The sequence below is a fragment of the Segetibacter sp. genome (assembly GCF_025963695.1).
Lineage (GTDB): Bacteria > Bacteroidota > Bacteroidia > Chitinophagales > Chitinophagaceae > Segetibacter.
Window position 1 is genome coordinate 101,626 of sequence record NZ_JAOQAH010000068.1, and the last position, 13,759, is coordinate 115,384.

A 13,759-nucleotide genomic window follows, 5' to 3' on the forward strand; every position below is an offset into this window, starting at 1 on the left:
CAGCTTTCTATAAGCACAATAAAAATATTGTGTCTTGTTGCACCAGCTATAAAACAATTAAAAACTTTTTTTCTAACTATCCAATGCTTTTTCATTTTCTTCTCTTGTTATTTGTACCGCCGGAATGATAATATTAAACGTGGTTCCTTTGCCTTCTTCACTGTACGCCACTATCTCGCCACCATGATTTCTTACAATCTTTCTGCACAGTGCCAGGCCTATACCTGTGCCCGGATAATCTTCTTTATCATTCAACCGTTGAAAAATTACAAAAATCTGATCGGCAAATTCCTGGGGAAAACCAATACCGTTATCGCTAACAGAAATCTCGTAATATTTACTGTGCTTTTCTAATTGATTGTAATTACTCAGGTCTTCCGGGGCAAGAGTGCGACACTTAATTGAGACCTCGGGTGCAGCAGTGCGTGAAGCAAACTTAAGCGCATTACTTAGCAGGTTATGGAAGAGCTGGTTCATTTGTAAAGGAATTGCATCCAGTACAGGTAACCTTTCAATATTTAACACGGCATTCCTTTCCTGGATCAATAAATCAAAATCACTCAAAACGTCTTTCAACACTTTATTAAGATCTGTTTTTACCAGCTTTTTATCAAAGCGCGAAATACGCGAAAAGTTCAACACGTCGTCAATCAGGTTTCGCATTCTCTCTGCCGACAAATTGATCTTTTGGATATATTCTTTACCCTGCTGCGGAATTAGATCCAGAAACTGTTCTTTAAGCCTCGTTGAGAACGTTATAATTTTTCGCAACGGCTCCTGCAAGTCGTGGCTCGCCACATATGCAAATTGTGCAAGATCATTATTTGAACGCTCAAGGTTAATATTTACTTCCTGCAGTTCCTGCGTTCTTTCTCTCACCCGGTTTTCCAGTTCCTCATTCAACATCCTCTTATCATGAACTTCGGTACAAGAACCCGAATAACCGGAAAAGCGGCCATCGGCTTCAAAGGTCGGAACGCCATTATTTAAGATCCAACGGTATTCACCATCAAATCGCTTCATCCTGTATTCTATGCTGAAAGGTTTCTTCTCGGTAAAGCTTGAACGGTACGTTGCGAGCACCGTTTCAAGATCGTCTTTGTGTATTCCCTCGGTCCATCCAGGGCCAACTTCTTTAATTAGAGGCCGACCTGTAAAGGCAAGCCATGTCTTATTTACGAACGTTATATTTTCATCGGTGCCTGCCACCCATAACATCACAGGTACGCTGTTGGCCATATTCCTTAGCCATTCTTCACGTTCCTCAAGCAATCTTTCTGCCTGCCTGTGTTCTGTTATGTCTTCTATTGCCAGTAGAATAAGCTGTCGCCCACTTGTTTTTTGTACAATTCTTTTGGCACTTATCAATAATACTTTATCACCAATTCCTTTAAAATATTGTTTTAACTCGTAGCCATAATGTTGATTATGCCTTGGCAATATGTCCTGCAACAGTTCTTTTAATTCACGTATATTAAATTGCCCCTGCGATACTTCAAAAATTAGCTGGCCTTCGGTTTCTTCAACTTTAGTATTAAAAGTGCGATAAAAAGCTTTATTAGCCGACCTTACCATTAACTGGTTATCCAAGACCAAAACAGCTTCCCTTATTGTTTCTATTACCTTTTCTGCATAATCGTGAGCTTCTGAAAGTTGTTCATTTCTTACCTGCAATTCCTGGTTAATCGTGATGAGTTCTTCATTGCTCGACTCTAATTCTTCCTTAGAAGTTTCCAGTTCTTCATTTATACTCTGCAACTCTTCATTGCTCGATACTATTTCTTCATTCGCCGACTGTAGTTCTTCATTTGCAGCTTCCTGCTCCTCAACCAACGAGCGCATGTCCTGGCGCAAAGCAACCAGCTCCGACTCCAGTTGCTTTACACGCCTGTCTTTTGAAAAATTAGCTTTCAGATCTGCTGGCGATGGTGTTTTTACTTCTTCAAAAATAATCAGGAGCAGTTTTTCTCCTGTTTGTTCAAATAAAGGAACGATCTCAAATGCCACATGGTGAATATTACCTTTATGACTAATATCCAAACCTGACACTTTTAGCGCTTCCCCTGATTTTATTACTTTATGTGCCGCGTTTCTTAACTCAAGTTCAAGCCCGCTTCTTACCATTTTTAATAAATGAAGACTTGCCTTTCCGGGCGAAGGCTCAAGAAACAAACCTGTAGACCCGCGAAATTGTACGATGTCTAAATCATAATTTACAATAACACCAGGTGGAACATATTGGGAAAGAAAGATTTTGTCAACTATATTTTCAAGACTTTGCGTTTCTGTGGCTGTTAACTCCTTAACGGCAGGTTTAACCGGAAGCTTAGGTAATGCACGCTCCGACATTGCATCAGGCTGAAAATTAATATCAAAAAGCGCCGTTGAAACTGCGTCAGCCTTTTTCTCATAGATTTTCAGCCTTTTATCTATTGGCATAAAAAGGTTGTTTGAAGAACCAACGGTTTCTGACTTGCCCAGCACCAAATACCCCTTCTTATTTAAAGCGTAGTGAAAGTTCGACATTATCTTTCTCTGTAAGAAGGTATCAAGGTAAATAAGTAGATTACAACAGCTTATCAGGTCAACACGGGAGAAAGGAGGATCTTTAAGGATATTGTGAGGGGCAAAAACACAGAAATCTCTTAAACGCTTATTTACACGATAGTGTCCGTCTACTTTGGTAAAAAAGTGTTCAAGTCTTTTAGGCGATAGCTCCATAACATCTGTAGCGGTATACATACCAACCCTTGCTTTTGTGATAGCTGTTTCACTTAAATCGGTGGCGAATATTTGCACAGCCTTATACACATCTGCTTCACCCATTATCTCACATAACATCATAGCCAATGAGTATGCCTCTTCACCCGATGCGCAGGCCGGCACCCAAATTCTTAGTGGATTAGTGGCAGACTTATCTTTCAGCAATTCAGGCAACAATTCTTTCTTCAGGTATTCTGTCGCTTCCGCATCCCTGAAGAAATGTGTTACATTTATAAGCAGGTCCTGGTACAGCAGATTTACTTCCTGCCCCTTGTTCTTTATATACTCTAAATATTCAGGCAGCGAATTCAGCTTATGCAACAACATTCGCCTGATAATCCTTCGCCTTATCGTGTTTTGTTTGTAGTTGCTGAAGTCTACTCCTGTTACAGATCTTATCTGCCGCAGTATCTTCTTTAAATCCTCCGGTTGAATTTCAGTCGTTTCGTTCAATTCAACGTCCTCACTTTCTTCATCCTCGGTTTCCGGGGGAATAAGTTTTAACAGGAGAGAAGCATTTTGACTTAAGCGGGTAATCTCCTGGGCCATTTCATGGGGAGATAAGACTTTATCCGCCACCGCAGACATTGGCATTGTTTGAAACATCGCCGACTTGTCCTGGGCAAAAGTAATTCCTCCGGCTTCCTTTACCGCTTTAATTCCGAGAGCACCGTCAGAAGCTGTTCCTGAAAGAATAATAGCAATTGATCCTTCCCGTTTCTTTTCAGCCAGGGAAAGAAAAAAAATGTCGATCGGAGAATGTTTTACAGGACCATCCGCCCTATCGTAAAGCTTAAAAGTGCCACCATCGAGGGCCATGTTAGTATTAGGCGGAATGATATACAAATTGTCGGGTTTAACGACTGTTCCATGATCCACTTCCGTCACTTTCATTTCCGTTGCTCGTTGCAGAATCTCCGCAAGTGCGCTTTTGTGAGAACGATCAAGATGCTGGATATACACAAAAGCCATCCCGGTATTATTCGGTAGATTTTGTAAAAGTTCTGTAACTGCTTCCAGACCGCCCGCTGAAGCTCCTATTGCAACAATAGGAAAACGCTTTATCTCATTGCTAGCTAAACCGTCTCGCTCTTTGTTATCCATTAAAATGATGCTTTCAATTACGTGTTAATAGTTGAGAATAAAAAAAGAAACTATTACAATCCGCACTTTTTGTATAACTGAAGAAATTGCGGTAAACAGGCTTTTATCCCTGAGCAAGTATATATAAAATAATCTGTTTAACAGTCACAATATTTAACTGCTATTACTTCTTTCAACATCAATTGTTTTTGTTTATTAGCATTCGCTCAAAATTTACGATGTACATGAAACTACACCAATGCAAACACCGATTTCCTTTAAAGAAATGCCAGGGCGATTTTTTTAATATTATTACGCTTTAATATATTTACTGCCTACTTTTGGTTATCTAACACGTTTCTAGCTAGTGCATAAGACCCTATCCCTTTTAATTGTCGATGACGACGAAGACGACAAGGAAATGTTTATAGAAGCAGTAAGTGAACTGCATCATTCTATAAACTGTATTAAAGCTTGTAATGGCCTTGAGGCTCTGGAAGTATTAAAAAAAGAGGAAGGACTTCCTGATTTCATCTTTTTAGACCTTAATATGCCGCGAATGAACGGCAAACAATGCCTGGAAAAACTTAAGAAGAGCCAGAAATTTCAATCGGTGCCTGTTATTATTTATACCACTTCCAAACTAGCTGAAGATATAGAAGAAACCAAAAAATTAGGAGCAGCCCATTTTATATCAAAGCCTAGTTCTATGATTACACTAAAAAAAGAACTGGAACTTGTTTTTTCAAGGGAGTGGCAGTAAATAAAAGGAGTTAAGTTTAGCAGGTGCCACTGTAAGAGGGGCAGTAAATACAACCGTTCACATTTTTGATCTTTGGACTGAAGTTAATACTTGACCCTTCTTCCCCGGATGTTGTTGTTAACTTCAACTGTGCAAAAAGCCAAATATTTTGTTTTTTCTATTCTTGCTGAGTGTTGCTCTGCAAAAGAGGAAAAGCTTTGCCGCAACTTTTCACATTTTTTCTCCAACTTTTGCAGCTTCAAAAAAGACTCTTTGTCACGTTGTCTTCCAACCTCATCGGAATACACATTTAACGGTATAAAAAACAACAAAGGGGACTTGTAATTGTAGTAGCCCGGCTTACTCTTTTTAAAACCTGTTCCTTTTTGCATGTTTTTGGGTTGAGGTGGGAATGGTTATCTTCTCTTCTTACAATTATCTTCCTGGTGAGTTCTCTAAAGTTACCTGATTTCGTACTACAAAATTGTATTTACCCGGTTTTTCCCCACTTTCATCTAGCCGACTAAGTGCGGTGTTTAAAATTTCTGTTAGCAAATCTGCATTATTTGGCTTCACTATATAATAATGTGCTCCGCCCTTAAATGCTGCGTCTATATGTTTAATATAGTGAGATGTAGAATATATGATGACCGGTATATCTTCTAATGCCTCGTTATTTTTTATAAATTTCAAACACTCTAACCCGCTCTTCAGAGGCATGTTAAGGTCGAGAAATATAACATCCGGCTTTTCATGTGTTTTAAGATAGGTTATACATTCAAGTCCGTGTTTAGCTCTTTCTATCCGGTACTCTGCAGAAATTCTCCCAAATGCTTCAACAAAAAAACTATAATCATCTGCATCATCCTCAGCTAGCAGTACGTTGTATTTACTCATTCTTCTCTAATCTGGTTTACCTGTGCTAATATTCTTTGCGCCTGTCTACTGCTATGTAGGTGCAAACAACCTGCCGCTTTAATTGGCCAGTACTACTAATAAAAATGACACTAACTTCTACAAAACAGGACAGTAGGTTGTGGACTAAATTGCCTATATATGATTAAACTTTAATGCTTGTTTGGGAACTTTAAATAAACAAAAAGCGCGGCGATTTGAGATGGAGAAAGACGTGTAAGTAAAAAAGAAGTGTTACTTCAGTTATAACGATTTTTGGGTGGATAAAGACGATTAATATTAGGCAGCATTACCGCAAAAACTAAGCATCTCCTTAGCCAATACAACCAACTGAGTGAAATTGTCAGGCTTTACACGGTAAGCCTTCGCACCTTTGTGCATACAATCTGTGATATACTTTGGATTGCTCGAAGTGCTTAAAATAATTTTAGGTATGTTTTCGTATCGCTTATTATCGGTAAGATGCTGTAATACTTCTGCGCCGTTCAGCTCAGGCATATTATAATCGAGAACAATAAGACACGGCAGTTTGCTGTCAGACGTAGTAGATAAAAAATCTATCACTTCTTTACCATCATTTACAATATGCAGGTTGTATGTGCCACAAACCTCTGAAAATGCATGAATAATAAGTTCCTGGTCGTCGGGGTCATCGTCTGCAAGCAAAATTGTATGTGTTTCTTTCATTGAAGATGCAAATTATAGCATCATCTGCACAAATAAAAATGACGAGACCTTATTACCATTTAATAGCCATAAATTAAATTTTTATTAATTATCCAATTGGAAGTCTGATAAATTAGAAACCACAATCAGGGACTTATCCTAATTGTGATTTCGCTGCTACCAGGTAGCGACTATTATGGAAGTTATAGCCTAACCGCCGACTTTTTCTTGCTCAGGTGTTCCCTGGTAACCTTCGTCGTGCAGGGCGCCATTTGAATATTTTTGTTGTGGTTGGTTCTCTGTTTGCCGGCCATTACTTAAGAAACCGTGCAAATCAGAAAGGCCTTTTTCCCATCCGTTTTCATTAGGATGTAAATTTTCCTGGCTTTGAGTATCCTCCTGGTTTACATGGATCTCGCTTCCATTGCCTTTTGCTAAAAATTGAATAGTCAGTTTATAACGGGCGTTTTTCGAAGCATCCTCGGGGAAGTGCCAGTTCCATGTGTATACCAACGTCTCATTCACCTTCACCCTCTCGTAGTTGCCCGATATAATTAAACTGCCGCCGCCGAAGGTGTAGCGCACTTCACCTCCGACCTTCAGATCGTTGCTTACTTCCATTAAATCTTTTCCCATCGGCTTCCACCATTGCTTCAACTGTTCCGGATCATTCCATGCCTGAAACAATTTTTCTACAGGTACATCAAATTGCTTTGTAGCCTCTACTTTTTGCATATTATTCGTTTCCATAAAAGTTATTTAGATTTAAAGTAATACAATTCCTCTTGCTTTTGTTTACACTTATACCTCATACTTTTGACAACATGTATACCAGAATTTTACTCATTTTTTTTTGCTTCAGCCTTCTGTGCTGCAGAGAAAAATTTAGGAATCCGCATATTGAGATACAAACAAGAATTGGAGGTATTGAAATAGAATTATTTGCTAACAAAGCCCCCAAAACAGTTGCGGCATTTCTGTCTTATATTGATTCGGGTTATTACCGGAATGCGACTTTTTACCGCGTTCTTAATTACGACAACCAACCTTCTGACGTTTCGAAAGCGGAACTCGTACAGGGCGGTATTTACAGGAAAAAAAATAAACCGGTGGTAAAAGGCATTGAACACGAAACGACTAAACAAACAGGGATTTCTCATAAAGATGGAGTGATATCGCTTGCACGATTAGAGCCGGGAACAGGTTCAACCGAATTTTTTATTTGTATTGGCGACCAACCCGGTTTTGATTACGGCGGAATAAATAATCCTGACAGGCAGGGCTATGCTGCTTTTGGAAGGGTAGTAAGAGGAATGAATATCGTAAGAACTATTTATAACAGACCTGAAGATGATGGTTATTTCGATCCGCCTGTTTATATTTTTGATATTGTGAGGCGATAGGCTGCCGGAAGGTGATTGGTTTTTTAGGCAGACAAGAAAAATACGCAGCTTCGAAAGTTCTTCGGCTGAGCTTTACAATATTAGCCGTTAAAAGCGCTGAAAGAGATAAAATTGCTGAAGTGTGCGACGCAACGAAAGTGCAATAGAAAAGGAATGCTGGCTTCGTAACACTTCTTACTTTGTCATCTCCTTATCCATCCAGGAAGTTTGCTTAGTGTCTTTTAAAAAGATGTAGACAAGCAAGGAAATAAATACACAAATGGTGATGTACCAATAAAAATAATTTTCGTGCCCGGCGTTTTTAAAATATAAAGCGATATACTCAGCCGTACCTCCAAACACTGCAACTGTAACAGCATAGGGCAAGCCGACCCCGAGTGCTCTTATTTCGGCCGGAAACATTTCGGCTTTTACAACGGCACAAATGGATGTATAACCGCTTACAATAATTAGCGCACCAAAAATGAGGAAGAATGCTTGCCATTCGGAACGGGCGTGACTTAAAGTAGTTAATATGGGAATGGTGAAAACGGTTCCTAAAACACCAAAACCAATTAATAAAGGTTTGCGGCCGTACAAATCCGAAATCCACCCAAACAAGGGTTGCATAAGTGCAAATAGCAGCATAAGCCAGAAGGTGATTATGGTAGAGCGGTCTTTTGTAAGGTGTACGGTGTTTACAAGAAACTTTTGCATGTATGTGCCATAGGTGTAAAAAGCAAGGGTACCACCAAGCGTAAGACCAACAACGGTAAGCACTGCCCGGGGATGGCTGTATAATAAAGCTTTTAAAGAGCCCCGTTCATTCTCGTGCGATTCGGTTTGGCTAACAGGCATGGTCTCCTCCATATTGAGGCGCAGATAGTAGGCAACAAATGCAAGCAGGGCGCCAATCGCAAATGGGATGCGCCACCCCCAATCTTCCAATGCCGCTTTTGATAAAAAAACCCGTTGCAACAATACCTGTATGCCCAGTGCAACCAACTGCCCGCCAATAAGCGTTACATATTGAAAACTGGAGTAAAAGCCTCTTCTGGCGGGGGTGGCAACTTCGCTTAAGTATGTAGCAGATGTACCGTATTCGCCGCCCACACTGAGGCCTTGTAAAAGGCGTGCAAATAATAGTAATACGGGGGCAAAAATGCCTATAGTTGCATATGAAGGTGTGATGGCAATAAGTAAAGAACCGAATGACATTAGTAAAACAGAAAGCGTCATTGCCAACTTACGGCCTTTTGTATCAGCAATTTTTCCGAAAAGCCACCCTCCTACCGGCCGCATTAAAAAACCCACGGCAAAAATGGCTGCTGTATTTAAAAGCTGGGCAGTTGGGTTTTGCTTCGGAAAAAATACGGGGGCAAAATATAGTGCAAATGCTGAATACGCATACCAGTCATACCACTCAACAAGATTGCCAATAGAACCGCCAAATAATGCTTTTAAACGCCACGCTGTAGAACGACTGTCTAGATTGCTCAATGATTATTCGTTTATAAGAAACAAAAAAAATAAGGCTACGTTTTAAACTTATAAAACGTGCAAAAGTCTATTATTAAATGAAAGTAAAAAAGCAGTAAAAAATAAAATAGTTTCTTGTTTGTTTATTGGTAAAGTTGATGGTTTATGCAAGCATGGTTTAAAAGGGTGTTCCGGAAGGGATACCCTTATTTTTTTAAGGCAAAATATACTGCCCCTAAGATGAATCCAAAACTTACGAGATACTTCCAATGCATAGCTTCCTTTAAATAGAAGACTGCAAAAAATATGAACACAATCAGCGTAATTACCTCCTGAATTATCTTTAACTGGAAGCCATTCCATCCTGAAGCAAAACCTAATCTATTTGCCGGTACCGTAAGGCAGTACTCGAAGAATGCAATTCCCCAGCTAATCACGATCGCCCTCCATATTGGTATTCCTTTATCTTTTAAATGCCAATACCAGGCAAACGTCATAAAGATGTTTGATACAACCAACATCGCAATTGTCTTCATACCTATTTACGTTTTACATAACTATGTAGCCAACATGGTTCCCTGCTACTCTGGCCGGTAGCAGACCTAGCCGTAATAAAAAGAATAATAAAAAAGCTGAGGTAAAGATCAACACGTGCCATCTTATCCAACAACCGATAAAGGCATAAATACTTGAAACAGGAGGGTCGGAAGGATTGTATATAATGGCAGCAGGTTGGCCTGGTTTATAAGCTCTCTGAAAATACATATCAGTTTTATATTGCAATTTTTCTTTGCCTACATTGTAATCTACTACCAGCTGCGAGCTGTTTGTCTTTTCTGAAAATGACACCTTCGATACAACACCCTTCATAAATTCTCCTTCAAAATAATCAGGTACACAGGTAAAAAGCACATAGGAAGAATAAACACCGAGATACGACATAATGCCCCCTTGTACAAGTATAACAGCATTTATAAGACAAAGAACGGAAAACACACTGGGTTCTTACCTGCTCTTTAAAAACAAAAAAGGTTGACCTCAGTCACCCTTTTTTTTAAAAGTATTCTCCCTGTAAATATTCTTCCCGGTTACATTACAATGTAATCGCCCTTTTTATTAGTTGATATTAATGGAAGACGTTTCTTTTCTTCGAAGTAATCAAAAACCTCTTTTATCTTAATTGCAAAACGTTGAAGGTCCTGGTTGTCTTTTGTTGTGCGGGCTAAGTATTCAAAGCTTTTTCGGTTATTAAATCGTATTGGAAATATATGAACCGGAATGAAGTCCTGTCCCTGGTTTTTTGCTTGAGCTGCAAGTATATACAATTCTTCAATCTGGTCGTTTTGTAATGGAATGCAGCCGATAGTTACGCAATTACCATGAATATAAATATCGCCTCCCGGGTTGGCAGAGTCACTTAAAACCTTATCAGAAGCATTTGGATAATTAATTCCGAGAGATAAATGATAACTGCTATTAGGGTTAAACTCGTTGATATAATAAAACCCTTCAGGAACCTGGTAATCGCCCTGCACACGCTTAGGACCTATTGCCCCGGCCATTGCACAAACTTTATAAGTTTTAAAAAGCTTGAAGGGCTGTCCGTTTGTATATCTTACCCAAACTTCAAGTTGACTGTCGTACTTAAAAGACCGCACATAAATCTGCTTTGCGGGCCAGGGTAACCCCTGCTTTGCAAACTGGCTTCTAAGCGTATCTTCTTTCAACCTTAAAGCATTTGCCACCTTAGGATAGCTCCGTTGGTAATCGATAAACGAGAGTTGCGCAAACATGGGTATTGACATACCCTGTAACACAAAAACGAAAAGTAGAGAGGATAATATGCGTTTCATTGGAGTCAAAAATATTCTTTACAGGTTGATTAACGGGAAATGTAAAGTTAAAGTATGAAAAAGAGTAATTTAAAAGGCCTGATGTTAATAGTTGGTGCCCGTAAAATATTTTTAGCACAATCTGCGGAACGGTATCTTCGCGGCTTCTGGTCTAAAATAATTTGAAAGCAATATGAAAGTAGGCATTCTTGGCGGTGGGCAGTTAGGACGTATGTTGTTGCAGTCGGCACTAAATTACCCGGTTGAAACATTTGTTATGGAAAATGACCCAAATTGCCCCTCTGCTCATTTATGCCACCACTTTGTTACTGGTAATATCCAGGATTTTGATGCCGTTTACAATTTCGGAAAAACGCTTGATGCAATCACCATAGAAATTGAGGCAGTTAACGTAGACGCGCTTGAAAAATTAGAAAGCGAGGGGGTAGCCGTTTTTCCCAATAGCGCAGCCATAAAAATCATCAAAAGCAAAATTTTACAGAAACAGTTTTATAAGGCCGCTCAGATACCTTCACCCGAATTTATAGTAACCAATACTCTTGCAGACCTAAAAGTGCAAACTGCTTTTTTACCGGCAGTACACAAAATTGCCGAAGGAGGGTATGATGGCCGCGGCGTGCAACTTATTCGTACAGCCGCAGATTTCGAAAAAGGTTTTGATGCTCCGTCTGTGTTAGAAAAAATGGTTACCATAAAAAAGGAAATAGCCGTTATGGTTGCCATGAATGCAAAAGGAGAGACTGCTATTTATCCTCCGGCTGAAATGTTTTTTGACCCTGTTTTAAACTTGCTCGACTTTCAAGTCTGTCCTGCCCAGATCCTGCAAAACTCGTTATGGAAAGCAGAAGCCATTGCTTTAAGAGTAGTGAAAGATTTAAAAAGCCCCGGCATATTTGCGGTAGAAATGTTTGTCGATAAAAATGATGAAGTCTGGGTAAATGAAACAGCTCCACGCGTGCATAATAGCGGTCACCATACCATCGAAGCAAATTACAGTAGCCAGTTCGATATGCTTTGGCGCATCATCCTCAATTACCCTCTCGGCAATACAGAACCTATTCTTCCTGCGGCAATAGTAAATGTGGTGGGGGCAGAAAAATTTTCAGGTAAAGCGGTTTACAAAGGATTGCAGGATGTGCTGAAGCTTGACAATGTTTTTGTGCACTTATACGGAAAGCAGGAAACCAAACCAGGCCGCAAAATGGGCCACGTTACTATTCTAAGTAACGAAAGGCAGGAACTCATTCATACCGCCCTTAAGATTAAAAAAATGCTAGTGGTAGAAAGTGAGAATGTTAACGCTTAGAGAAGCGAATCTTTTTTGTTTTTGATACCAACACTGGCATGTCTATCAACAATTGTTGCGTCGCACATTGGGACGCCTTGTCACATGTTCAGCCATCCCACTTATTTCCAGCTACTTTATTGTGTAGCCAATGCTGCACCTTTAGTTTCATCTCTTTCCGGGTAATATAACGACCATCTTTATAATCATTCATTGCCCTATTAATTTTATTCTACCCATCTTAAAGGCAATTGGCTAACGCCTACATTTTTAACTCCTGCATGCGGCTGAAGCGGCTCATAAACTTCCTCAATTAATTGCTCATCATCCGCTGCTTCAACGCGTCAGCAATTTCCTTCTTTTTACCTCCAACTTTCGCAAATAAATTTCAATATTTAAAATTCGGGCGAAACCATTTTAGCTTAAAAAAACTGTGATTTTGCAGATATACTTAATAGAGCTCTTTATATTTTCAATAAACTTCCGGTATCTGTTTTCAATTTAATTTTGGTATTCTACTATTACTTTACAAATGAACAAAAGCGTTTCCTCTGCCCTACTTCTTTGCCTTTTCAATACATTTCTTCTTGGTGCACAAACTCCCATTGTAATAGATAGTTTAGAATCTGTTAGCAAAGCAGCTAAAACAGAAATGCGATACGACCTGGGGAACGGAAAAACCCTGGTATACCAAACCCCTAAAAAGTTTGCTTTTATAACAAATCTACCTAAAGATGCTGCTGGTATTGTAACTACAACGTTTAGTAAGAAAAGCATAAAACCGCTGCTGGCTATAGCAGCAAGCACCGGTATTTTAATACTTGCCGACCAGCCAATAGTTGATGGTGTTGAAGCTTTTTCGAGGCAGATCCATTTAAGCCCTGATGAGAAGAATAAAAATGTTATTGTAAAACTAGGCGGTAAAGATGTTGCCCTTCTTCGCTTTCCCGGAAACTGGAATACAGCTTTTTACCAGGTAGGACAAGGTTTTCCAAGTTTATTAATTGGTGCAGGATTGTTTACCTATGGAAAAATAAAGGATGATTACAGGGCTTTGAGTACAGCCAGTCAGTTGGCCGAGGCTTTTATTTTGATGGGCATAGGTACGCAGATAGTTAAAAGAATAACCGGAAGAGAAACTCCGGGCGAGTCGTCAACGCCTGCTGGCAAATGGCGCTTTTTTCCTTCTTTCTCCGACTACCAAAATCATACGCCTAGTTACGATGCTTTCCCTTCTGGTCACCTTGCTACATTAATGTCTTCGATCACTATTTTTTCAGAAAATTACCCTGAGAAAAAGTGGATCAAACCGGTCGGTTATTCTCTTACCGGATTGGTTGCTTATTCCATGATAAATAATAAAGTGCACTGGGCCAGCGACTATCCATTAGCAATAGGAATGGGTTACTTATGCGCAAGGCAGGTTGTAAAGCGAAACCGGCAAGTAGTGTCGTCAACAGGTTTGCAAAAAAGACGCGGAGAATTACAGTACACCTTCAATTACGTAGGAGGATCATTAATGCCAGGGATAATTTACAAGTTTTAGTAAGACTGTGTAATCTTTTCCTTGGTAATAATGAAATCCTTTTGT

General features: G+C 39.6%; 13 protein-coding genes. 4 read left to right on the plus strand and 9 right to left on the minus strand.

The window, feature by feature from the left end; genetic code table 11:
• Positions 1-72 precede the first annotated feature (72 nt).
• Entirely contained in the window at positions 73-3,867 is a 3,795-nt protein-coding gene (locus JWR87_RS12080) for a CheR family methyltransferase (protein WP_297820302.1), read from the minus strand.
• Positions 3,868-4,213: 346 nt separating this feature from the next.
• Between JWR87_RS12080 and JWR87_RS12085 the strand changes: the two genes are divergently transcribed.
• The gene (locus JWR87_RS12085) at positions 4,214-4,609 is read left to right on the plus strand and encodes a response regulator (protein ID WP_297820305.1); all 396 of its coding nucleotides are present in this window, start codon (positions 4,214-4,216) and stop codon (positions 4,607-4,609) included.
• A gap of 83 nt (positions 4,610-4,692) precedes the next feature.
• Here the strand turns inward: JWR87_RS12085 and JWR87_RS12090 are convergent, their stop codons facing one another.
• The 4 genes from JWR87_RS12090 to JWR87_RS12105 all read right to left on the minus strand — a co-directional run bounded on the left by JWR87_RS12090 (position 4,693) and on the right by JWR87_RS12105 (position 6,919).
• Positions 4,693-4,980, minus strand: a complete 288-nt coding sequence (locus JWR87_RS12090; protein WP_297820308.1) for a hypothetical protein — start codon at positions 4,978-4,980, stop codon at positions 4,693-4,695.
• A 43-nt stretch (positions 4,981-5,023) separates the two neighbouring features.
• Entirely contained in the window at positions 5,024-5,485 is a 462-nt protein-coding gene (locus JWR87_RS12095) for a response regulator (protein WP_297820311.1), read from the minus strand.
• 297 nt (positions 5,486-5,782) lie between these two features.
• Positions 5,783-6,190 carry a response regulator gene (locus JWR87_RS12100; protein WP_297820313.1) on the minus strand — a complete coding sequence of 136 codons (408 nt, stop codon included), beginning with the start codon at positions 6,188-6,190 and terminating at the stop codon, positions 5,783-5,785.
• A gap of 189 nt (positions 6,191-6,379) precedes the next feature.
• A complete protein-coding gene (locus tag JWR87_RS12105) occupies positions 6,380-6,919 on the minus strand; it encodes an SRPBCC family protein (protein WP_297820316.1) in 540 nt (179 codons plus the stop codon).
• 74 nt (positions 6,920-6,993) lie between these two features.
• Here JWR87_RS12105 and JWR87_RS12110 point away from each other — a divergent pair, with 74 nt between their 5' ends.
• A complete protein-coding gene (locus JWR87_RS12110; protein ID WP_297820319.1) occupies positions 6,994-7,572 on the plus strand; it encodes a peptidylprolyl isomerase in 579 nt (192 codons plus the stop codon).
• Between the two features lie 174 nt (positions 7,573-7,746).
• Here the strand turns inward: JWR87_RS12110 and JWR87_RS12115 are convergent, their stop codons facing one another.
• The 4 genes from JWR87_RS12115 to JWR87_RS12130 all read right to left on the minus strand — a co-directional run bounded on the left by JWR87_RS12115 (position 7,747) and on the right by JWR87_RS12130 (position 10,883).
• Positions 7,747-9,051, minus strand: coding sequence for an MFS transporter (locus JWR87_RS12115; RefSeq protein WP_297820321.1), 1,305 nt, complete (start codon positions 9,049-9,051; stop codon positions 7,747-7,749).
• Between the two features lie 185 nt (positions 9,052-9,236).
• Positions 9,237-9,566, minus strand: coding sequence for a DMT family protein (locus JWR87_RS12120; RefSeq protein ID WP_297820324.1), 330 nt, complete (start codon positions 9,564-9,566; stop codon positions 9,237-9,239).
• A gap of 13 nt (positions 9,567-9,579) precedes the next feature.
• A complete protein-coding gene (locus JWR87_RS12125) occupies positions 9,580-9,972 on the minus strand; it encodes a hypothetical protein (protein WP_297820327.1) in 393 nt (130 codons plus the stop codon).
• 146 nt (positions 9,973-10,118) lie between these two features.
• Complete coding sequence (locus JWR87_RS12130; protein WP_297820330.1) at positions 10,119-10,883, minus strand: L,D-transpeptidase family protein; 765 nt, start codon at positions 10,881-10,883, stop codon at positions 10,119-10,121.
• Positions 10,884-11,055: 172 nt separating this feature from the next.
• Here JWR87_RS12130 and JWR87_RS12135 point away from each other — a divergent pair, with 172 nt between their 5' ends.
• Positions 11,056-12,189 carry a 5-(carboxyamino)imidazole ribonucleotide synthase gene (locus JWR87_RS12135; protein ID WP_297820333.1) on the plus strand — a complete coding sequence of 378 codons (1,134 nt, stop codon included), beginning with the start codon at positions 11,056-11,058 and terminating at the stop codon, positions 12,187-12,189.
• 511 nt (positions 12,190-12,700) lie between these two features.
• Positions 12,701-13,714, plus strand: coding sequence for a phosphatase PAP2 family protein (locus JWR87_RS12140; RefSeq protein ID WP_297820336.1), 1,014 nt, complete (start codon positions 12,701-12,703; stop codon positions 13,712-13,714).
• Positions 13,715-13,759 lie beyond the last annotated feature (45 nt).

Bases quoted from the DNA above. Each gene is read 5' to 3' on its own strand.
- JWR87_RS12125 (WP_297820327.1), bottom strand. From the start codon at position 9,972: ATGTCGTATCTCGGTGTTTATTCTTCCTATGTGCTTTTTACCTGTGTA.
- JWR87_RS12105 (WP_297820316.1), bottom strand. From the start codon at position 6,919: ATGGAAACGAATAATATGCAAAAAGTAGAGGCTACAAAGCAATTTGAT.
- JWR87_RS12100 (WP_297820313.1), bottom strand. From the start codon at position 6,190: ATGAAAGAAACACATACAATTTTGCTTGCAGACGATGACCCCGACGAC.
- JWR87_RS12080 (WP_297820302.1), bottom strand. From the start codon at position 3,867: ATGGATAACAAAGAGCGAGACGGTTTAGCTAGCAATGAGATAAAGCGT.
- JWR87_RS12090 (WP_297820308.1), bottom strand. From the start codon at position 4,980: ATGCAAAAAGGAACAGGTTTTAAAAAGAGTAAGCCGGGCTACTACAAT.
- JWR87_RS12120 (WP_297820324.1), bottom strand. From the start codon at position 9,566: ATGAAGACAATTGCGATGTTGGTTGTATCAAACATCTTTATGACGTTT.
- JWR87_RS12135 (WP_297820333.1), top strand. From the start codon at position 11,056: ATGAAAGTAGGCATTCTTGGCGGTGGGCAGTTAGGACGTATGTTGTTG.
- JWR87_RS12110 (WP_297820319.1), top strand. From the start codon at position 6,994: ATGTATACCAGAATTTTACTCATTTTTTTTTGCTTCAGCCTTCTGTGC.
- JWR87_RS12140 (WP_297820336.1), top strand. From the start codon at position 12,701: ATGAACAAAAGCGTTTCCTCTGCCCTACTTCTTTGCCTTTTCAATACA.
- JWR87_RS12130 (WP_297820330.1), bottom strand. From the start codon at position 10,883: ATGAAACGCATATTATCCTCTCTACTTTTCGTTTTTGTGTTACAGGGT.
- JWR87_RS12095 (WP_297820311.1), bottom strand. From the start codon at position 5,485: ATGAGTAAATACAACGTACTGCTAGCTGAGGATGATGCAGATGATTAT.